This is a genomic window from Bacillus sp. V2I10, from assembly GCF_030817055.1.
GTDB lineage: Bacteria > Bacillota > Bacilli > Bacillales > Bacillaceae > Bacillus_P.
The window spans coordinates 4,471,772-4,492,034 of the sequence record NZ_JAUSYV010000001.1; the positions used below are offsets into that span (position 1 = coordinate 4,471,772).

Annotated in this window: 19 protein-coding genes and 1 pseudogene; 6 read left to right on the forward strand and 14 right to left on the reverse strand. The window is 37.8% G+C overall.

All coding sequences use genetic code 11. The annotated features are described in order from the left end of the window. Positions 1-107 precede the first annotated feature (107 nt). Positions 108-623, reverse strand: a complete 516-nt coding sequence (locus tag QFZ72_RS22735; RefSeq protein WP_307438041.1) for a GNAT family N-acetyltransferase — start codon at positions 621-623, stop codon at positions 108-110. Between the two features lie 235 nt (positions 624-858). On the opposite strand from QFZ72_RS22735, the pseudogene QFZ72_RS22740 reads away from it, so the two are divergent. Both QFZ72_RS22740 and QFZ72_RS22745 read left to right on the forward strand, forming a co-directional pair. Next, a pseudogene (locus QFZ72_RS22740) lies at positions 859-1,002 on the forward strand (helix-turn-helix domain-containing protein); the annotation flags it as partial. Between the two features lie 355 nt (positions 1,003-1,357). Next, the gene (locus QFZ72_RS22745; RefSeq protein ID WP_307438043.1) at positions 1,358-1,909 is read left to right on the forward strand and encodes a DJ-1/PfpI family protein; all 552 of its coding nucleotides are present in this window, start codon (positions 1,358-1,360) and stop codon (positions 1,907-1,909) included. A gap of 378 nt (positions 1,910-2,287) precedes the next feature. Here QFZ72_RS22745 and QFZ72_RS22750 read toward each other — a convergent pair whose 3' ends face one another. The 3 genes from QFZ72_RS22750 to QFZ72_RS22760 form a co-directional block, all read right to left on the reverse strand. Continuing rightward, complete coding sequence (locus tag QFZ72_RS22750; RefSeq protein WP_307438045.1) at positions 2,288-2,779, reverse strand: hypothetical protein; 492 nt, start codon at positions 2,777-2,779, stop codon at positions 2,288-2,290. Positions 2,780-2,801: 22 nt separating this feature from the next. Beyond that, positions 2,802-5,522 (reverse strand): DUF3289 family protein, encoded by a 2,721-nt coding sequence (locus tag QFZ72_RS22755; RefSeq protein WP_307438047.1) that lies wholly within the window; start codon positions 5,520-5,522, stop codon positions 2,802-2,804. Positions 5,523-6,263: 741 nt separating this feature from the next. Beyond that, positions 6,264-6,950: a hypothetical protein gene (locus QFZ72_RS22760; protein ID WP_307438048.1), complete on the reverse strand. Its 687-nt coding sequence runs from the start codon at positions 6,948-6,950 to the stop codon at positions 6,264-6,266. A 298-nt stretch (positions 6,951-7,248) separates the two neighbouring features. Here QFZ72_RS22760 and QFZ72_RS22765 point away from each other — a divergent pair, with 298 nt between their 5' ends. From QFZ72_RS22765 to QFZ72_RS22780, 3 genes are all read left to right on the forward strand, one after another. Further along, complete coding sequence (locus QFZ72_RS22765; protein WP_307439948.1) at positions 7,249-7,353, forward strand: Arm DNA-binding domain-containing protein; 105 nt, start codon at positions 7,249-7,251, stop codon at positions 7,351-7,353. A 325-nt stretch (positions 7,354-7,678) separates the two neighbouring features. After that, the gene (locus QFZ72_RS22775; RefSeq protein ID WP_307438050.1) at positions 7,679-8,371 is read left to right on the forward strand and encodes a site-specific integrase; all 693 of its coding nucleotides are present in this window, start codon (positions 7,679-7,681) and stop codon (positions 8,369-8,371) included. A 115-nt stretch (positions 8,372-8,486) separates the two neighbouring features. Then, positions 8,487-8,657: a DUF817 family protein gene (locus QFZ72_RS22780; protein ID WP_307439950.1), complete on the forward strand. Its 171-nt coding sequence runs from the start codon at positions 8,487-8,489 to the stop codon at positions 8,655-8,657. Between the two features lie 74 nt (positions 8,658-8,731). Here the strand turns inward: QFZ72_RS22780 and sigH are convergent, their stop codons facing one another. The 8 genes from sigH to QFZ72_RS22820 all read right to left on the reverse strand — a co-directional run bounded on the left by sigH (position 8,732) and on the right by QFZ72_RS22820 (position 16,736). After that, entirely contained in the window at positions 8,732-9,382 is a 651-nt protein-coding gene (sigH, locus tag QFZ72_RS22785; RefSeq protein WP_307438051.1) for an RNA polymerase sporulation sigma factor SigH, read from the reverse strand. A 428-nt stretch (positions 9,383-9,810) separates the two neighbouring features. Next, positions 9,811-10,749: a DMT family transporter gene (locus QFZ72_RS22790; protein ID WP_307438053.1), complete on the reverse strand. Its 939-nt coding sequence runs from the start codon at positions 10,747-10,749 to the stop codon at positions 9,811-9,813. Positions 10,750-10,855: 106 nt separating this feature from the next. Next, positions 10,856-12,013: an FtsW/RodA/SpoVE family cell cycle protein gene (locus QFZ72_RS22795; RefSeq protein WP_307438056.1), complete on the reverse strand. Its 1,158-nt coding sequence runs from the start codon at positions 12,011-12,013 to the stop codon at positions 10,856-10,858. Between the two features lie 434 nt (positions 12,014-12,447). Then, a complete protein-coding gene (locus QFZ72_RS22800) occupies positions 12,448-13,077 on the reverse strand; it encodes an NUDIX hydrolase (protein ID WP_307438058.1) in 630 nt (209 codons plus the stop codon). A 14-nt stretch (positions 13,078-13,091) separates the two neighbouring features. Then, positions 13,092-13,874 (reverse strand): hypothetical protein, encoded by a 783-nt coding sequence (locus QFZ72_RS22805; RefSeq protein WP_307438059.1) that lies wholly within the window; start codon positions 13,872-13,874, stop codon positions 13,092-13,094. Between the two features lie 15 nt (positions 13,875-13,889). Further along, entirely contained in the window at positions 13,890-14,528 is a 639-nt protein-coding gene (locus QFZ72_RS22810; protein ID WP_307438061.1) for a lysoplasmalogenase, read from the reverse strand. A gap of 72 nt (positions 14,529-14,600) precedes the next feature. Beyond that, positions 14,601-16,190 (reverse strand): long-chain-fatty-acid--CoA ligase, encoded by a 1,590-nt coding sequence (locus tag QFZ72_RS22815; protein ID WP_307438063.1) that lies wholly within the window; start codon positions 16,188-16,190, stop codon positions 14,601-14,603. A gap of 168 nt (positions 16,191-16,358) precedes the next feature. Beyond that, the gene (locus QFZ72_RS22820) at positions 16,359-16,736 is read right to left on the reverse strand and encodes an MFS transporter (protein WP_307438065.1); all 378 of its coding nucleotides are present in this window, start codon (positions 16,734-16,736) and stop codon (positions 16,359-16,361) included. 588 nt (positions 16,737-17,324) lie between these two features. On the opposite strand from QFZ72_RS22820, the gene QFZ72_RS22825 reads away from it, so the two are divergent. Beyond that, on the forward strand, positions 17,325-18,494 hold the full coding sequence (locus tag QFZ72_RS22825) for an FtsW/RodA/SpoVE family cell cycle protein (RefSeq protein WP_307438066.1): 1,170 nt from the start codon (positions 17,325-17,327) through the stop codon (positions 18,492-18,494). 152 nt (positions 18,495-18,646) lie between these two features. Here QFZ72_RS22825 and QFZ72_RS22830 read toward each other — a convergent pair whose 3' ends face one another. Both QFZ72_RS22830 and QFZ72_RS22835 read right to left on the reverse strand, forming a co-directional pair. After that, positions 18,647-19,264, reverse strand: a complete 618-nt coding sequence (locus QFZ72_RS22830; RefSeq protein ID WP_307438068.1) for a DedA family protein — start codon at positions 19,262-19,264, stop codon at positions 18,647-18,649. 121 nt (positions 19,265-19,385) lie between these two features. Continuing rightward, positions 19,386-20,240, reverse strand: a complete 855-nt coding sequence (locus QFZ72_RS22835) for an STAS domain-containing protein (RefSeq protein ID WP_307438069.1) — start codon at positions 20,238-20,240, stop codon at positions 19,386-19,388. Between the last annotated feature and the right edge of the window lie 23 nt (positions 20,241-20,263).

Here is a 20,263-nt window from a genome sequence, read left to right on the forward strand (position 1 = left end):
ATATTTCCATTTACAATTATTCTATTATTCCAGTTATTAATTTCAGTACTTTTAACTAGTCAAAAAAAGACGGGTTCCTAAAGAAAAGCCCCCGATTGTTGAAGAACTTATTTCAGTTTTTTTGTGAAATACAGATTTAAATCGTCATCAACAAATACATGTGTCCCCGGTAATACTTTTTCATAATTATATTGAATTCCGTTCCCGTCAGGTATGTAGCCCTTTTTGCAATACAGTCTTTGAGCACTTCCATAATCTTTATAAAGCCCTACACCTATTCCTACTGTATTGTGTGTTTTAGAAATAATTTTCTCTAATTCATCGATTATGCTGCCTGCAATGCCTTTATTTCTGTACTCAGGGAACACATTTAAATCATTAATTTCTGGAATGTTATTTTCATTAAAATAGGGATAACCTGAACTTTTTATTAAATGACAGCATCCAGCTAGTTTTCCTTTATAGTAAGCCAGAATTGTTACTCTGTTACCACTGATGTTTTCTAAATAACATTTTTCGAAATAGCCCTTTGTTCTTCTTTTCCCCTGTTTTTCAAATTCACTTTCCAATTCCACAATAAAATCTTCATTATTTAGTCTTTCTAATGTTAATTGGTTGTTCACATTGATTCAACTCCACTATATTTGATAATATCTAACCAGTTCTCTTTATCTAAGATTAATTCCTTCTTATTAAACTCTACTGCCCGATTGCTGAACAAGAAAAAATCTTGTACATTATTGAAATTTATTTCAAATCCACATTTACTAATGCTTTTTCATTTATACATTTAGATTACTCATTTGTCTTCTATGTTTCAAAACTCGTCCTTTTCTGAACACGCTTCTTTTTGATTTGATAGGTGGGCGCCCGGAGAAGTATGGACCAAAAGATATTGAAATGATGAAAGCTTTAATTGAAAGTGGTACACCGATTAAAGATGTTGCGGAAAAGTGGGGCGTGTCTCGCACGACGATTTATCGTTATTTAGAAAAACAGTAAATCGGAAGTAATGAAGAAACCCAGCTAATCTTCTCATGAAAGGTAGCTGGGTTTTTAAAGTTGATGTGCAAAATAACACTTGAAATAAATGCAAAATATCTCCATCCTCACTATTTCGGTATATATCAAGTGACACTCCGATTATTGGATTCTAACAATATTATAAAATCACAAATAGGGTTTATTCTATTGGAATGTTAACTTAACAGATGTTTTTAATTTAGTAATAGACATATGGGTACGTTTCTTTAAAAGGAAATCGTATAGAAATGTTGAATTGAGTAGATGAAAAGACAACATGGAAGGAAAAAACACTTTTTATCTACTAAAATTATTTTATATGGAGGTTATGTTCATGAGTAAAAAAGTACTGATTGTTACTGGGGATGCTGTAGAGGCGCTTGAAATTTTTTATCCATATTATCGGTGTCTTGAAGAAGGATTTGACGTAACGATTGCTTCACCTTCTGTAAAAAAACTACAAACAGTAAGTCACGACTTTATAGAAGGAATGGAAACATATGTAGAAAAACCTGCATATGGCATTGATTCTCAAGTAGCTTTTGCTAATGTTAATCCCTCGCAATATGACGGGTTGATTATTCCTGGAGGACGAGCACCTGAATATATTCGTTTAGAGGAATCGTTACCGAAAATTATCCGTCACTTCTTTGAGGAAAATAAGCCAGTAGGTGCTATCTGTCATGCGGCACAAGTGCTTACTATTGTACCGGATTTGATGAAAGGCCGGGAGTATACAGCATATATTGCTTGTAAACCTGATGTGACTGCATGTGGCGCTACATATATTGATGAAACATTACACACACATCAAAACCTTGTTTCTGGTCATGCGTGGCCAGATCTACCTGGGTTCATGCGTGAATTTATTAATTTACTAAAATAAGATGAGTTTCTCAAGGATATCTTGGTACAAAAAGCAGCAAATCTAAATGTTAGGTGGTACCTCATTAGAAAATTTAAAAGATAAGTATTATTTACATATTTCATGAGGATTTATTGTCGTAGAATAGTTCTTTCAAAGTTTAATGGAAAGGTAAAAATATATACTCGACACAGATCCACGATGGCAAAATTAGTGTTTCAGACCCTGATGGAAAACCAGATTTTGAAGCCATTATCTATACTCAAGATTAAAAAACCCAATCTCTCAGTGTTTCACATGAGAAATTGGGTTTATTTACTCAACAATTGCGCCCTTTAACGGAACATGGAAACGATTCGAGTAATGAGGGTCATATGGGAATAGTGATCCCCAGTCTAATCACTCAACAAGCTGATCCTCAATAAAACGCAACCACTTAATTATTTCTCCTTCCTTACTTTTATCATAAACATTGTATTCTTTTTGTGGTTCAGCATCTGACCAAATGATCGATGCAATGAGATCATGCTTATGATGTTCCATCCGATCCGTATTCATGTAACTTTCATCAGGCTGCCAGTCTCTTGGCAAATCGTCACTTTCCCTATAGAAGGATATATAAAAAATCCTCTTTTTTCCTTCTATTACTTTCATTTCTTCTTCAACTGGATGATTCTTAATGTATTTTTCAACTAATTCCTTCAAAACCTTTAAATCTTTTGGTGGATTCAGAATCATATAATGCTTTCTAAGCGTCACCACTTCTTCATCATTTTTACCAACGACCTGTTCTGTATTGGCAATTTCGAAAATCTTTGTTTCCCCGCTTGATTCCTCATTCTTTGTACATCCAATTAAGTATAATGGAATGAAGCATATGCTAATAATCAAAACTAGAATTTTTAAATTAACTTTAATTGCTGAATTCCCCCTCGAAAGGTATTTCCATATCCATTAAAGTAACAAAAGGCTTATATTCCCCATCATAATCATCATAATGCTGTAAGACAAACCAGGCACGAAATCCTGCTAAGTTGACATACTCCTTTTCCACATCTGGCTGATCTAACCCAAAATGATCATATAAACGAACATGCATAACACCTTTAAAGTGATTGTTCTCTACTGAAAAGTCTTTTACGGATACGGTATTCCCCCAAGTATCATTTACTGAAATTGTAAGTCCGCCTGTTCTATCGCCCCAAGTGCTAAACGTCGGGTAAACAGCATTATCCTGTATATATTGATAAAATTTATCTGTATCCTTTGTACTTTCATCAAACTGAAGTGCTGCCAAATTACCTCCATTTTTCTTTAACTCATCAACTAAAGCATTTTTGAGGAATTCAATATAGGCTTTTGTTGTCTCATGCTCCCTCGCTTTTTTCGTTAAAGTCTGATTGCGATAATCAGTACCATTTCCTTCCTCAAAATGATCAATCATATCTAAAATAACATCTTCCATTTCTCCCGTAGAAAATAAGCTTGTTGACATCCACTCGAACTCATCAAAGAGAATATCTGGCCAATCAGATTCCCATAATTGGAAGTTGAACATCCAGCTAATGTCAGTCATTTCATCTCCAGTATAATCATTTGTTTTCATATCATTCGCTACATCTCCATTTTCATCATAGCCTTCTGGTCTATCTGATTGATAAATTACTAAATTGGATAAATCAGAGTACAACAACGGTCTTTCATCCTCTTTATCAAAAATTCCATCTCCATCACTATCTTTTTGGTCAGGAAAACTGGTTGGAAAGAAACCTTCAAAATGAATAGTAATTCCAAAAAATTCCATCGTGAATGTTTTGAATGGACCCATTTCTTGCCCATCGGTTAATCCATCTCCGTCACTATCTTTCTTGTTAGGATCTGAGTAGATGATACCGTATGGTGTTTTCATTCCTTTAGTTTCATAGGTATCGTATAAGCCATCCCCATCTGAATCTTTTGGATCTGTCTCTCCACCACTTGAATCATCGCTACTAGAAACTATATTCTTATCTCTGCTTAAGTAGTCTATTTCCTTACTCCAAAGCTCCAACCATTTTTTCTTATCAACAACCATATATTCACTAAGCTGAGTCGTTTCCACACTTATTGTATTCTTACTTGTATCTAACACAGCGTTAAGGCCTTCAAACATTTCTTCCTCTTCATTATACCAAACGATGGCTAGATCATCTTCCAACGTGTCTCCTAGCTTTGATTCATCATAAGTAAATGTAATGTTTGCTTTCTCAAATTCTGATTGCGTATTGATCCTAATAGGAGAACCAATAATACCGTGTAAATTAGTTGTTTTCATATTGCCTTTGTTTGTGCTAATTCTAGTCGTTTTATTAATATTATCCTTTGCACTAAAACTAACTTCTACACTTGTAATTTCTGATTTACCAGACGGTTTCAATGATTGACGAATAGATTGTTGATGGAGTTCTTGTGAATCCGTGGTCTCGTCATTATCACTGTCTGCAGCATTCGGGTTTGTCTTTAAAGCATGTTCATCTCCATCACTTAATCCATCGCTATCTGTATCATCCTTATTAGGTAATGAATCAAACTGTTGAACTTCAAATCCGTCAGTTAAACCATCTTGGTCTGAATCTTTCTTCATCAAATTTGTTTGATAAGCCTGCTCATCTTTATTTTTCAGGCCGTCTTCATCGCTATCTTCATCTGCATCACTTATGCCATTATCATCTGTATCATATTTTATAGGGGAAATAGAGGATTTCATCTCATATTCAATATTGTCCTTTAATCCATCACCATCTGTATCCTTTTCAAATGGATTCATTCCCTCTAGGAATTCTATTCCATCGGTTATCGTGTCACCATCCGTGTCAGAAGTAGATTCAAAGAATTCTGTGTTAAATTGATAGCCTGCTTTTTCAAGTCCGAATAATACTTGTTTATATACATTTTGATAGGATTTTGATGCAGGGATAGCTAGATCTTTTTCTAGAAACCCATTCGCTTTTTCAGACATTTTCACAGCGTTATTCAAATGAGCTTTTATTTTATTTCCTTTGTGATCCGTTTGATCAGAGATATCCTTTAAAATGCCGATAGCATTTTTATTGACAATTTTATCAGATAAATAAAAATTAAAGAGTATGTCTGCAAGTAATGCTTCAGTTGGTTCATTAAAATCGTTTTCTTTTACATACCCCCATAGACCTATGGTTAACTTATGTTTGATTTTCAAGAGCCGATCACTTTTAAGAACCACCTCTTTTATGTACTCCTCTTCAACAGCTTGTTCATATTCGTTAATCAATTGTTGAAGTACATCAGGTTCATTTATCTCTTTTTGTTTAAAGTCTCCAGTTTCATCCATTTCCGCTATCAGTTTAGAATCAAACTTCGCATTCGTTTCTTTTATGACTGTGGCAAAACGCTTTAATTCTTTTATTGCAATCTGATCATAGATTTTTGCAATTCTTGTGTCCTCATAGAATTCATATTCACTTAACCACTGTTTTACATTTTGCTCACTAGAAATCTTATTTTTTCCTTGATTAGCTTGGTTATTGCTCTTGGCAACGACCGCTTGCCCAAAACCGCTAAAAATCATTGCAAAGATCAATAAAAAACTCAACATCCTTTTTAATTTTTTTCCCACCGTGATAATCTCCTCTATTAAAATATTTATTTAACCTTTGACGTTATCGTGGTTCCCACCCGAAGAAATATTGTCAAAATCCTTGAAATCATGTCATTAGATCAACTCCCTTACAAGTGTTATTTTTTAATTGCAACTTGTTGTCTTTATCAAAAGATATTTGAATTTTACAAAAATTTTCGAGCCAGAATGACACTTAAATTTACCGAACATCAATAAATCTTTGCCCCAATCTATTTTCGAACTGTAAACCAATGAATGGACCCCGTTTCGCTCCCCACCGTTTATATAAAATGTTCAGGGGATGATGCTTTTTGGTCCTTAGACTGTGGCGAAAATACAAAAGCATTTAAGAGCATAAAAAAACAGTAACAGCTCTTATCGTTCCTTGAGGAATAAATTCATTTTTCTCCTTTCCCTCCCTAAAAAATTTATTTATCCACTCAGTATCAGTTTACATAGGATAAATATGGAATGTAAGGTAAAAAACTCCTGAATATTTTTATCAGACTTATGAATCATTGATCTTTCTTTAGAGATTGAACCTATATATACAGCCAATTTTTTCAAAAACTTTTGTTCAAGAAAATGGCCCGATTGCTGAACAAGAAAAAATCATGCACATCAACACAGGATTTTTTATGGATAATTGCAAAATACCTCCTTTAGAGCAGTGGACAGCAAAAAGCCTTCCATTTGGAAGGCTTTTTGTTAATCAATGACATATGATGGATATACTATTCAACCTTTTTCTTCTTTGGCTTCATTTGGAATTCCATATTTCTTGCTATTCTCAATCATCCTCCCAGCCAAAGCTTGCGCTTCTTCTTTCGTCATATGGATTTTTTTTCTACTTTTATTATCCATACCCACTTGATTTAGTCGTAACAATTCTTGAGCAATTAAAAGATAATCAGGATTAATTTTTATTAATTCCTCTATAACGGAATTTTTATCATTACTTTTTAAAAGAATGAATGCTAGATTTATAATTTGTTGTTTTCCCAACTCCAGATGTATATAGTTTTCTGAAGGATCTATTCCAGATTCAGACCAATTCCCTATCCAACCTAAAGGGTTTTTCAAATCATTTGAAAAAATACCTACTGCTGCATTAGCATAGAATGCTACTAAGTTTTTACTATTCAATTGATCAGGAAATTGTTCAACATACTCAGCAAATTTGTTTCTATGGTCATCATCATTGAACCTTATATCTTCTAATACACTCTTTTTTTCTTGAAGTCTACTATTTTTGTATTCCTGAATCACCTGAGAAATTCCATTTACTACAGTTGAATTGTTACAATATGCCCAAGACCTCAGAAATTCAAAATCTTGCGGATGTATTCGTATAGTTTTATATTTTGAGGTGTTCCCTGTTTTTTGTTTAGTCAATCCTTCATCAGTTTTAAGTTTTCCCACCATATTATGCCCATCCCCATTCTAATTAATATCTACTTTTACTTTAAGAAAAAAGCAAGGTTACACTGAGTTACTCTGTATATAAGCCAAAAAACTAAATATGAGCCTTATTCGTTATTGCACTAGGGTGTATATAAATTAATTCCTTTTATGTTACAAGGTTACATAATCAACAAAAGATATACTCAGAAATAATGTTCTTCTAAAGAACTCCTCCACTTTATAATATAAAAATGATATTTGAAAGGCGGTGAAGAAAAATTTGGCACACATTCTTAAACGTGGAGATAAATGGGCATATATGGTCAAAGTTGCAAAAGATCCAGTTACCGGGAAACGTCGGCAAATAACAAAATCAGGTTTTAGAACAAAAAAAAGAAGCACAGCTCGCAGCGAACAAGGTTGAAGAGACAATCGCAAATGGCGGTGTTATACAGGAAACAAACATCACTTTTGAGAAATTTGAAACTGAATGGGTTGAATACTATGCTACTCAAGTAAAAGTAAGTAGCGTTAGGGCTCGTAGCATTGCCATGAAACATCTTTTATCAGTATGGGGTCTTCTTCCCCTACGGAAGATTACCAGGCACATGTATCAATCTCATTTCAATGAATTGAGCAAGATATTAAGTCGCAACTATCTTGACAGCATCCATACGACTGGAAACATGATTTTTAAGCACGCTATCCGTCAAGACTTATTAAGAACAAATCCCACAGATGGTTTTGTAATGCCAAAAAAACGAGTGACTGTTGAAGATATTGAAGAAGAGGAGATTCAAGAGAAGTTTCTTGAGTTAAATGAATTAAAAGCTTTCTTAAGCGTAGCTAAAGAACATGGGCTTTCTTTTGACTATTTATGCTTTGCAACTCTAGCATATACAGGACTGCGTTTAGGTGAAATGCTTGCATTAAAATGGTCTGATTTGGACTCTATAAAGAAAACATTGAGAATCACAAAGACTTACTACAATCCAAATAACGGAAAGACAGGTTATGAACTTCTTACTCCAAAAACAAAAAAATCCATCAGAACAATAATGATTGACGATGGTCTTATCAATTTATTTAAAGCCCACAGGCGTGACCAAATGGAGTTGAAAATGAAACAACGTTTAGTTTATAAAGATCAAAACTTCATTTTTGCAGAAAACACAGGCAATCCAATGGTTATGAAGCAAGTAGCATTACGATTACAACGTTTGATGAAGCGAATGAACATAGACAAGCACATTACTTCACACAGCTTTCGACATACCCACACATCACTTCTCATTGAAGCTGGTGCAGGTATAAAAGAAATACAAGAGAGGTTAGGACATTCCGACATAAACACAACAATGAACATCTATGCACACATGACAAAAAACATTGAAGAAAAGACCTCCTATAAGTTCAGCGAACTTACGAAAGGTCTTCTCTAATTGGTGAAATTAAGTTTTTAAAAACTTCAGAGTTAGCAAAAAGTTAGCATTTCACTAATCTCCATCTTAAAAACCCCTATAATTCAAGGGTTTGGGGGAATAATTACATCATTACATCTATGATGTGCGCTGGATTTTGAAACTTCTGATCCTTCTTGTTTTCCTAAAGTCGTTTGTATCGTTCACAATAAACAAAACTGCCTATTCCATGCCGCTTACTTTATCCTTTTTTCTAAAAGGATTCCCAGTCAAATTCGTATTCAGGCTGCTTTTCTTTAATATCTGAAAAAACAAACAAAACAAAAAGCATCACCGATTAAAGTCATGCCATCCATTTTACCGCTATTCTGATATTTCTCTCTATATCAGGCTGTAATCCCGCATCTCCATGTATCTTTCGAGTTTTCTCTTTACCCGCTGGAGAGCATTGTCTATTGATTTAACGTGCTTATTCAACTCTTCGGAGATTTCAACGTATGATTGTCCGTCCATGTAAAGTGCCAATACTTTTCTTTCCAGATCACTCAGCATTTCGGCCATTTTCATTTCAATATCCAGCGCTTTTTCCTGATTAATGATCAAGGTGGCCGGATCCATTGTTTTTGTTCCTGGAATCACATCGAGCAGCGTGTGGTTATCATCTTCAAAAAGAGGCTTGTACAAAGAGACATAAGAATTAAGAGGGGTGTGCTTTTGTCGGGTGGCTGTTTTAATGGCCGTTATGATCTGTCTTGTAATGCATAATTCTGCAAACGCCTTGAATGAAGCCTGCTTGTCCACTTTGAAGTCACGAATAGCTTTATATAGGCCAATCATTCCTTCTTGCACGATATCTTCTCGTTCTCCGCCAATGAGAAAATATCTGCTCGCTTTTGCCCGGACAAAATTGCGATATTTGCTGATTAAAAAGTCGGTCGATTCTGAATCTCCTTTTTGAACGAGTTCAAGCAAAATCTCATCTGTCAACTCAGCATAACTTTCAATCTTCCTCACTTCTAATGTAACACTCATACAGATCCCTCCGCAGATTTCATGATGGTAATGGTCACTCCCAAAAACTAGAAAATAGGAAGTATGTTTATATTACCCCAGATAGAACTTGAAAGATATTTAAAAATATCGACTCTTGTTTACAGCGGGAGCCATAAAATAAGAAAACATTGCAAGAATAGATGTGAAATTTGTCGAATAAAGAAGATTTTTCGTTTATTTTGTCAGTATTTTTGTTAATAAAACAAGTTTAAGATAAATCAAATTTAAATAGGAAGAGGTTCTTTTTTGAAGGTGTTTTTCATCTTCACCCAGAAGAAGAAATGGAACGCATTTGGAAGATGTGATGATGTGTTAAAATCCATGCTGCTTTTTATTGGACCACCGATCGATTGCTTTGGGACTGCGCGGAGGCTGCGCCAAACCGAGTAAAAAACGGCTTGCTTTTTTCATCTGTAAAACTCCTTATCTCTTAAAAACATCTTTTTCTCCTTTTTCTCAAGCGGAATGGACCTTGCTGAAAGGTAGACTCCAGCTATAACAGAAAGGCCTCCTGCAAGCTGATACCACATTATTTTTTCTCCAATAAATAAAACAGCAAAAATGACGGCAAAGACCGGAATCAAGTTCAGAAAGATACCCGCTTTATTTGCTCCTACTCTGACAACAGCCGTATTCCAGGAGATGAAAGCAACAATAGATGCAAAAACTCCTGTGTATAAAATGGTGAAAACCGAAGAATTTGACCACACGATAGGAATATTTAAAATGAAAATCTCATAAAAAGCAAACGGAAGCAGAACGAGAATACCGACAGCTATACAAACGAGAAATGTGCTGTATCCAGGCAAAATCCCTGTATAACGCTTTATTAAAATGGAATAGATGCTCCAGCAAACAACCGCGGCAAGGACAATGAAGTCTCCAAAATTAAACGAGAAATTGACAAGGACTGCAAGAGATCCTTTTGAAAGAATAAAAAATAGCCCCGCAAGAGAAAGAACGGTTCCGATCATTTGATTTCTGTTCAGCTGCTCCCTGAGAATAAAAAAGGAGAGGATATAAATCACAATTGGTGTCGACGTGTTCACTAATGAAGCATTAATGGATGTTGTGTAATGCAGCGCAAGATAAAGCAGGCTGTTAAATCCTGCAATTCCTGTTATAGACATCAAAATCAGGATGTGCCAGTTCTTTTTTAACTGTGCGTGCTCTTTTTTAAAATGAGGCCATGCAAAGGGCAGAAAAATGATTAATGCTGTACACCACCTGAGCAGGGAGAGGGTAAATGGAGGCATGCTGTCTGTTATGGCACGGCCGATGACAAAATTCCCTCCCCATAAAATTGTCGCAAGAACAAGAAGAAAATAGGGGTTGCGTTTATTCAAAGCTATTCATTCCTTTTCTGGATTTATCTTAAGCTTATAAACTTCTGTGACGAGGACCTGCTTTCCTTCTTTTGATCAAAAGAATTATCTTGCAGGGTTTCATGATTCATTCACGATCAAAAAAATACTTCTTATTCCGGATGCTAATACTGAAAACGAGTCCCAGTGCAAGCATGTTGCTGATCATTGAGCTTCCTCCATAGCTGATGAATGGAAGAGGAATTCCGGTAATCGGCAGCAAGCCGATCGTCATTCCGGCATTTTGAAACACGTGAAAAGTGATCATTGAAATAACTCCTGTACATATGTACGAAGAAAAAGGGTCCTTCACATCAAGTGAAAGGCTGATGATTCGATAGATTAAAAGAAAATACAGGCTGATGACAAAACTCGTTCCGACAAAACCATATTTTTCTCCGATGACGCTGAAAATGAAATCGGTATGCCCCTCCGGCAAATGGACATTGCCTAAGCTTGCTTCTTTTCCTGTAATCAATCCGGATCCAATCGCAAGCATGGACTGATACAAGTGATACCCATCCCCTTCTTTGAATTCTTCCGGGCTGAGCCATGCGTAAATTCGTCCCAGCTGATATTGCTTGACTCCGATGATACTCAGAACATCTGGCTGAAACACAATGAAATAAATAAGCAGACATCCAACAGAGCTCATAAAAAGGAAGATAGGGACAATCACTTTCCACGAAATGCCCGAAACTAAAATCAGTCCGCTGAAAATGGCAATGAGCACAAGTGAAGTTCCTAAATCAGGCTGCTGCATAATAATCGCAATCAGAGCAAATGTTGCGAGACCCATTTTGCTTAATAGGAGAAAATCTGATTTCAAATCTCTGAATGCATATTTCTCATGATGCGCTGAAATAAGATGACTGAGTGTAAGTATGAGGGCTATTTTGGAAAGTTCAGACGGCTGCAGGGAGCCAATACCAGGAATCTGAAACCAGCTTTTCGCTCCGTTTACCGGCCTTGCAATCGATTCTGGCGCGAGAATCAGAAAGATAAGCAGAAGCATGGCAAAACCGTAAGCAAACCATTGCATTCTCTCAATTTGCTCCATATCAAAATACATGACTGCCAATATAATACCGCAGCCTGCGATATACCAGGCCATTTGCTTCACAAGAAAATTCTCATTATACTGTCCGAATTCCTGAGCTGTGCTGATTGATAGAAAACTGATGATTGAAAATAAAAATACAATGAAAACCAGACTAAAATCAAAAGGATGTTCGTTTTTCTCCATTTTCCGCAAATCCTCTCACATCACTTTTAGCTGCAGAAAAGCGCAAGCACCTTAATCAGATCCGACAGGCAGATAAGGATCTAGGCGCTGGAGCTTGACATAGACGCTGCATACTATATAAATTCCAGTAATACTTAAAAAAAACTGCTGATCGCAGTCGTTATGTCTTTACAATCAAAATAGGCTTACTGCCTTGTCCCGAATACGGTGCACGTTACCGTTTAAGCTGCATTCACCATTTCCTGTCTGCTGATTAGTATGACCGCATACATGAAAATGGCGGCTTCAAATCATAAACCTGATTGCAGGCACTAACAGTTAAAACCACAACCCAAACTGGAATCATCTTGTTTCCCTCTCTTATATGTAAATACGAAAAATTTAGAGAAAAGGTTTCAGGAAATCATAGATTTTTTTCAAACTCTATTTCCCTATTACTTTCTCATCATCTCATCTTCAATCAATTCTAAAACTCTTTCATAATAGGCATCTTCATGAGGCACGAATCTAGATTTATCTACTTTTGTTTGGACGTTTTTTCTAGTTCCGTCCTGATCCACTTCAAAACCGTCCATTAGAAGACTAGTTCTTCTCCCAGCCATAAGGTCTTTAACTAAATGCAATTCTGCCCGAGCCATTCCCGCTACTTCTTCTTTTTGCAAGGTAAATCTTTCAAAGGGCTGATTAAATAGATAAAAAAACACATGTGCAATTTCATTATCAATTAACCCTTTTTGAGAAACACAATACTTCAGGACATCCAACAGGACTAGATCTGAGAAGGAGAGGCGAATGCCGATTTCCTCTTCTACCTCCCTGGTTCCATCCTCAATCGTTTCATTGGCCAGAATGTGGCCTGCAGCCGTAATATCATATAAATTGGGGTAATCCTTTTTCACTTTGCTCCTCAACTGAAAATAGAGGTACACCCTGCCGTTCTCTCTTCCCGCAAACCAGCAATGAAAGGTTTCATGCCAGTAGCCTGACTTATGAACATCTGAGCGGGCAGCTGTTCCGATTGGATTGTGATTCTCATCATAAATTCGAAGTAATTCTTTATCCATCTTTTCAAGACCTCTCAATTCTCTTCTTTCACTGCTTTATAATCTTCCATTATATAACATTCCATCTTTTTATAAATCATCAATGTTTCTAATAGAAACTCTCTATCATACGCCGTTTTTTGATGAATTCGATCAGCCCATTCACCTATGGTTTCTGCATCCAGGTCTTCAAACAATCCGCTGTTGGTGCTTAAAAAGCTTTTCCAATTATAAAATTCCCAATGAGCTGTTTCTTTTCCAAGTTCAACTCTTTTTTCTAAAAGCGGCTCCCGCTTGATTGTATTTTGAGATTGTTCAGCTGCAGCCATGAACAGTGTTCGATCGATAGGTACAGTCTGATAGATTTGTGCAGACGACTTTCCATTCGGACGATAGTAAGTAATCTTCACATCATCTCCGTCCGGTTCCACCTTTATTTCTGCAGCAGGAAAAAATCCCTTTAGTTTTTCAGTCGTGAAATCCTGTGCTTTGGCGTCAATCAAAATTGGATTCAGCCACTGATCTCCCAAGTCACACAAATATCTTCTGCCCAATTCATCAAGCGCGATGACAGCTGCGTGATCTAATCCAATTGGGTAAGCTTCAATTCCTCCTTTTGCAAGCTCATCCAGCAGCCAAATCGATAAATCAAAACAGTTGCCTGTTATGCCGTACTGCTCCTTGTGTTCCTTCATTAACGAAAGATCTCTCTGCTTTTTTGAACCGGCTTTCCCGTAATACCACGCCTTAGTAAGGGTTTCCATCGGAAATTCATCAAATTTCTTCCATACTGATAAGATTTCATCTGTTGCTTTCATTTCTATCACCCTTCCTTAATTAAAAAGATAGACACTGACAGCAAATAGAAGCTGCGCCAGAAAATAAGTGCTCATCACCATATAGTCCCTGTATTTTAAAGAATTCCTGAATCGGTCCCATGCCAGCACTGCATCTGATAGGTAAAATAATAATGCTGCTGCGATGATCAGGACTTGTCCGCTGAAAAAAGACGTCCCGGTCATCAGTGTAATGACCGTTATATACAGCGAAACAGCTGCGATCATTGCAATCCCCCCTTTTTCTTTTACTCCTTTAAAAAGAAGGCGGAAAAAGAGGAGAGCAAGGACAATCAGCACACTCCAAATAAGGGGATTGCTTTCACCGTCTGCCCGCTCAGAGATAAAAGCCGCAGTGTAAAGAACATGAGCTATAAAAAAAGAACTTAACCCCTGCAAAAAACGGTCAGCAGGCAGCATGAGAAAGACATCGCCTGAAAGCGAAAACAGCAATCCCGAGACAACCAGTATTCCGTAAATGCCTGCGGCCTTCAGATTAATGAAGGCCATTCCAATGATCAAAAGCATCGTTCCTGGTTTCAGCGCATAAACCCATCTTTCTTTTTTATAATAAATGGCTGCCATGTAAGCCGTTCCAGAAGCAAAAACGAACATAAATAAAAGGATTGTAAACATGTGTCACCCCTTTTTCCCCTAAAAAAGAACCAGGTTTCCCTGGTTTTTTTTTGATCGTGCATTCTTATTTTGTCAGTTTACAAACTTCTCTTTTTCCTTCCAGAATTCCTTCCGAAGATGTACTTTTTGAATTTTGCCTGATGCCGTTTTAGGCAGCTCATCTGCAAATATCACTCTCGTCGGAGCTTTGAAATGGGCTAACTTGCTGCGTGCAAAGGCGATAAGTTCTTCCTCGCTTGTCAGCTGTCCATCCTTTATGACGACAATGGCCTGCGGCGTTTCTCCCCATTTTTCATGGGGAACAGAAATGACAGCGACCTCCTGCACTGCAGGGTGATCATACAGGACGCCTTCGACTTCGATGGAAGAAATGTTTTCTCCTCCGCTGATAATAATATCTTTTTTTCGATCAGCAATTTCAATGTTGCCATCCTCATCCACAACAGCCATGTCACCGGTATAGTACCAGCCGCCGCGAATGACTTCATCTGTTCCTTCCTGATTGTTCCAATAGCCTTCCATTACACCGTTTCCGCGCACCGCAATCTCACCGATTTCCTGACTGTTGTGCTTAACTTCCTCTCCAAGCTCATTAAAAACTCTCACATCGCTTCCAATGAACTGATAGCCTGCTTTTGCTTTTAAACGATATTTTTCCTCCGGCAAAAGACACTGCTGTGTATCACGGATAATGGAAGTTGTAATTAGCGGGGATGCTTCAGTCATGCCATAGACTTGGATAAACTCCCACTTCAATTCCTCCTCCACCCGCTTCACAAATGCAGGCGGCGGGGCAGATCCTGCTATGACAATCCGGATATCCTGCGGCTGTTTTGTGAAGCCGTTCACTTCCGAGAACTGAAGCAGGCTGTTAAGGACAGTTGGAGCCATATGCATGACGGTTACTCCATAGTCATTTATTTTTTTGATAATATCGGCCGGCAGCACTTTTCGGAGACATACCTGTGTCGCTCCATTTGCCGTGTAATAAAATGGCGATCCCCATCCATTGACATGGAACATCGGAAGAACATGCAGAAGAACATCCCGATCAGAAACCCGAAGATGATGCATCGTAGCGAGTGCATGCAAATAGTTGCTGCGGTGTGTCAGCATGACACCTTTAGGCTTTCCGGTTGTCCCGCTCGTATAAAGGAGAGTTGCCAGATCGTCCTCCTCCATCTCAGGACGATCGATTTTATGTTTTTCATATTGACTAAGCCATTGCTCATAAGCAACCGGCCCGTCTCCACTGATTTCAAGACCGTGGACAATAATGGTTTTAACGGTTTTCAATTGATCTGCAACAGGCTCAATCTGTGAATAAAGTTCATGATCAACAAACAATGCTTTTGTTTCACTGTGATTTAATATATACACATAATCATCCGGAATCAGCCTTGTATTCAGAGGAACAATAACCGCTCCAAGCTGAAGAACCCCGTAAAACCCCTCGTACATTTCAGAAGAATTTGGTGCAAGATAGGCAACGCGATCCCCTTTTTCAATCCCTAATTCCCTTAGCCCCCGCGAAAGCTGATTGACTCTATCATTTACTTCTGCATATGTAAATTCTTTTAACTCATCAATCACAGCTGTTTTCTCCCCGTAAAGCTTGACAGCCCGATCCAAAAACTGAGGCAGCAGCAATGGCACCTTCATCTCTTCATCCCCTTTTAGTCAAAATATTCAATTTTTTTCAAAGTAATTATAGCATAAATGAGAGAATGTGTTATATAACAAGTGTGATGCAGTCTTATTAGATTGGAAGCTAATTTTAACTGTCCCCCGAACTTAAAGAAACCGGCGCTGACCTCAGCACCGGCATTTTTATTGATTATCAAATTTTGTTAAAAGCTTAAGATCCTTCCGTCTTTGAAAGGCGAACACAGCTGAACCGAGAAGAATCAAGGCTGAAACCGCAAATACTGTCTGCACATTTGTCTCCTCTGCCAAAAAGCCAAAGAGTAAGGACGCAAGACCAAATGTTAATGAAAGCATGGCACCTTGAGAGGAATAAACCTTTGGAAGCTTGCCGGCTGGCGCATTGCTTTGCAGTATGGTCTGCATGGCTATGGTTTTCAGCTGTTCCATCACTCCAAATGCGAAGGAGAGGAAAAGGGCCATCAAAGGGATGGTCGTGAATCCAAACAGAAACGTACAAAGGCTTAAACCAAATCCTGCAGCCAGAATGATTGACCGAGCCAAAGGAAGCGAAATGATTTATTTTTCATGTAAACTACCCCTTTTTTTCATTTTATATAGGGCAGGTGCTTACATTGGACTTCCCCTCCATTATGAATTTCGTTCATTTTAGGTAACCATAGACCCTCTTTGATACCCTAAAATCTGGATTTCGTTCATTTTAGGTAACCATAGACCTATTTGATACCCTGAAATCTGGATTTCGTTCATTTTAGGTAACCATAGACCCTCTTTGATACCCTGAAATCTGGATTTCGTTCATTTTAGGTAACCATAGACCCTCTTTGACACCCTGAAATTTGGATTTCGTTCATTTTAGGTAACCATTGGCCCTCTTTGATACCCTGAAATCTGGATTTCGATCATTTTAGGTAACCAATTTCATGTAATGCAGCTGAGATTGTTAATTTATTTGTATGTCTTCCGATAAATAAAAAGGATGCCTTTTCAACGATTCTCTTAATCTAATCCTGCTTTACCGGCGAAGATTTTCATATATTATATAAAAAATAAGCCTTTTAAAGGTTTTTCCATCAAGTTTTTTGGGTACATCTACTATGTTGCACACCAATTTAATAGAGGAGCCACTTCATGTTCATCAGAATTCTTAAATCCTACGACTATTCGTTAATAGCAGCCTTTTTTTTATTAAGTACGTTCGGGCTCCTTATGGTTTACAGCTCAAGTATGATAACATCCATCTTAAGATATGATGTGACGAGCAGCTATTTTTTCAAAAAGCAGAGTATTTCACTGCTGATAGGGTTTATTATGTTTGCTGTCCTATCATTTTTCCCTTATAAAATCTTTCTTCAGAAAAAGATGATTAAGCTCTTATTTTACATATCAATCGGTTCTTTATTATTTGTCATCGTTTTTGGGCATACAGCCGGAAACGCTCAAAGCTGGGTGAAGTTTGGCGGAGCAGCTATTCAGCCCGCAGAGTTTGCAAAGATGTGGGTGATTATTTATTTATCAGCTCTGCTTGCAAAAAAACAGAGATATATGGATGAATTCGGCAACGCCATTTTGCCGCCTGTTATTTTTGTTGTTGTGATCTTTATTTTGATTTTGCTCCAGCCCGATTTTGGGACAGCACTCATCATTTTATTGAATGCTGCGATCATCATTCTTTGTTCCGGTATTACGTTAAAAAGCTTTATTAAATTATCGGCCTTTACAGCGCTTGCAGTGACGATCGGGCTTTTGCTTTTATTTGTCACAAATAAATTAGCCGATGTCTTCTCATCTGAGAGAATTTCGAGATTCACAGGTTTTATGGATCCCTTTGAAAATATCGCCGATTCAGGCTATCAGCTGGTCAGCTCCTACTATGCAATCAGCAGCGGCGGCATGGTCGGGCTCGGCCTTGGAAACAGCATTCAAAAATATGGCTATTTGCCGGAAAGCCATACGGATTTTATTATGGCGGTCATCAGTGAAGAGCTAGGACTGTTCGGAGTACTCTTTGTCATCGGGCTGATTGCGTTTATCGTGCTAAAAGGCTTTGTGATCAGCAAAAACTGTCCGGATCCATTTGGCTCACTCCTTGCCATTGGCATTTCATCCATGATCGGAATTCAGGCAATCGTCAACCTTGGAGCTGTAGCCGGACTGCTTCCGATTACGGGCGTTACCCTTCCATTTGTAAGCTACGGGGGATCATCGCTGATCCTGCTCTGCATCTCTGCAGGAATGCTTGTGAACATTTCCATGATGAATACATTTAAACAGGCATACAGTAAGCCGCAGGCTATATAGAAAAGCGCAAGCGCCCGGTTAGCTCCGACAGACAGATTTGTTCTGGCCGAGGAGCTGGGCGATGGAGCTGGACATAAACGCAAAAAATTTTATACTTTCTTATCTCATAAAAAAAGACCCCATCCATTTCGGATTGGGTCTTTTTCATCCATTTAATGTGTACTCTTCGTTTGCCTTCTGCGAATAAACCAGATTATAAATACAACAGCTGCAACTCCAAGAACTGCATAAATGACTGACGAATAGACGCCGACATAATCATTGATTTTAGGCCATGCTTCACCGAGTGATGCCCCCAGCATAACAAGTGCAATATTCCAGATCAGGGTTCCAAAGGTTGTAAATAGAACAAATTTCAGGAAATTCATATTCGACATGCCTGCCGGAATGGAGATGAGGCTGCGAAGAAGCGGAACCATACGGCAGAAAAAAACGGTCCATATACCGTATTTATCAAACCATACATCTGCCCGGTGCACATCCTTCTTCTTTACTCTTAGAATATGCCCCCACTTATCAATGATTTTTTCAAGCCGTTCAACGTCCAGCTGCAGTCCGATCCAGAATAAAATGACTGCACCGACAACAGAACCTGCTGTAGCGGCGAGTATGACTCCAATCACATTCATGTCGGAATTGATTGTCATGAAGCCTCCAAAAGGCAAAACAACTTCAGAAGGAATAGGAGGGAATATGTTTTCTAATGCGATCATCAGGAAAATGCCAAAGTATCCATATTGCTCCATAAAATCCGTAATCCAGTTCTCCAATTACTTCACTCCTTCACTGCGGCCTTTTCTTTACTAAAAATCATTTCCCTTTGCTGAATCTTTTAAAACGCATGCGCCAGTTTTTATAAACACGGCACCTCATACAAAATACCGCGTCAGGTCATCCTGCATTTTTCTGTTCAAACCCTATATATTTCAAGGCAAGATGCAGACTTGAAAAGGATTTTGCATCTTTAAAATCAAGACCAAGACTAATCATAGTCTGGGCAATTTCTGGGCGGATTCCGCTCAATTTTGTTTCAACGCCCAATAGCTGAAGAGCATCCAGCACATTAAAAATTTGGTTTGCAACCATCGTATCAATGACAGGTACGCCCGATAAATCAATAATCAAATACTCATATGCACATTCAGCACTTTTCGTTAAAGCAACGTCCATCAATACTTGTGCACGCTGTGTATCAAGGTCTCCGATTAATGGAAGAACCCCAATTTTTTCTGATACATTCACGATTGGCACAGATAACTCATCAACAGCATTTTTGGCAGATAGAATGTTGGTTGAGTATTTTTTCATATAAAAAACACTGATCAGATGAATGGCGTGATCCACCACATGATCAAAAGAAGAAAGCAGCTCGTAAAACTCATCCAGAGATAAACTGGCGGCCTTCGCCTGCTCTTTAATAATGTTGCCAATCATATCCCGGTAAAACTTGATTTCTTCAATGGCAAGATCCAGCGGAAATTGAATCGCAATCAGCAAATCAGATGTTTCTCTTCCCCAGCTGTTTAAGAGAACAATAGATTCCTGCTTCTCAAGCAAAATCCCTTCAGCATAAACATTCATCAATTTTTCTCTCCAATTTGAAAGTTCTTCGCTGATAGACTGATTGAAATTCGGGTATTTGATGCTCTTTTCTACTTTTATAGCTTGGATCAGTTCTTGTTTTTGATCTATAATCACTTTATTTATTTTCTTAAGGGTTGTGTGTAATTTGTTTTTACTCTGCATGGTTCTCCTTTCCAAAACGTTGT

Excerpts from the sequence above, each read along its gene's own strand:
- QFZ72_RS22795 (WP_307438056.1), bottom strand. The coding sequence starts at position 12,013 with ATGGAGAAAAACGAACATCCTTTTGATTTTAGTCTGGTTTTCATTGTA.
- QFZ72_RS22815 (WP_307438063.1), bottom strand. The coding sequence starts at position 16,190 with ATGAAGGTGCCATTGCTGCTGCCTCAGTTTTTGGATCGGGCTGTCAAG.
- QFZ72_RS22825 (WP_307438066.1), top strand. The coding sequence starts at position 17,325 with ATGTTCATCAGAATTCTTAAATCCTACGACTATTCGTTAATAGCAGCC.
- QFZ72_RS22760 (WP_307438048.1), bottom strand. The coding sequence starts at position 6,950 with ATGGTGGGAAAACTTAAAACTGATGAAGGATTGACTAAACAAAAAACA.
- QFZ72_RS22835 (WP_307438069.1), bottom strand. The coding sequence starts at position 20,240 with ATGCAGAGTAAAAACAAATTACACACAACCCTTAAGAAAATAAATAAA.
- QFZ72_RS22800 (WP_307438058.1), bottom strand. The coding sequence starts at position 13,077 with ATGGATAAAGAATTACTTCGAATTTATGATGAGAATCACAATCCAATC.
- QFZ72_RS22805 (WP_307438059.1), bottom strand. The coding sequence starts at position 13,874 with ATGAAAGCAACAGATGAAATCTTATCAGTATGGAAGAAATTTGATGAA.
- QFZ72_RS22775 (WP_307438050.1), top strand. The coding sequence starts at position 7,679 with ATGCCAAAAAAACGAGTGACTGTTGAAGATATTGAAGAAGAGGAGATT.
- QFZ72_RS22745 (WP_307438043.1), top strand. The coding sequence starts at position 1,358 with ATGAGTAAAAAAGTACTGATTGTTACTGGGGATGCTGTAGAGGCGCTT.
- QFZ72_RS22765 (WP_307439948.1), top strand. The coding sequence starts at position 7,249 with ATGGTCAAAGTTGCAAAAGATCCAGTTACCGGGAAACGTCGGCAAATA.
- sigH (WP_307438051.1), bottom strand. The coding sequence starts at position 9,382 with ATGAGTGTTACATTAGAAGTGAGGAAGATTGAAAGTTATGCTGAGTTG.
- QFZ72_RS22810 (WP_307438061.1), bottom strand. The coding sequence starts at position 14,528 with ATGTTTACAATCCTTTTATTTATGTTCGTTTTTGCTTCTGGAACGGCT.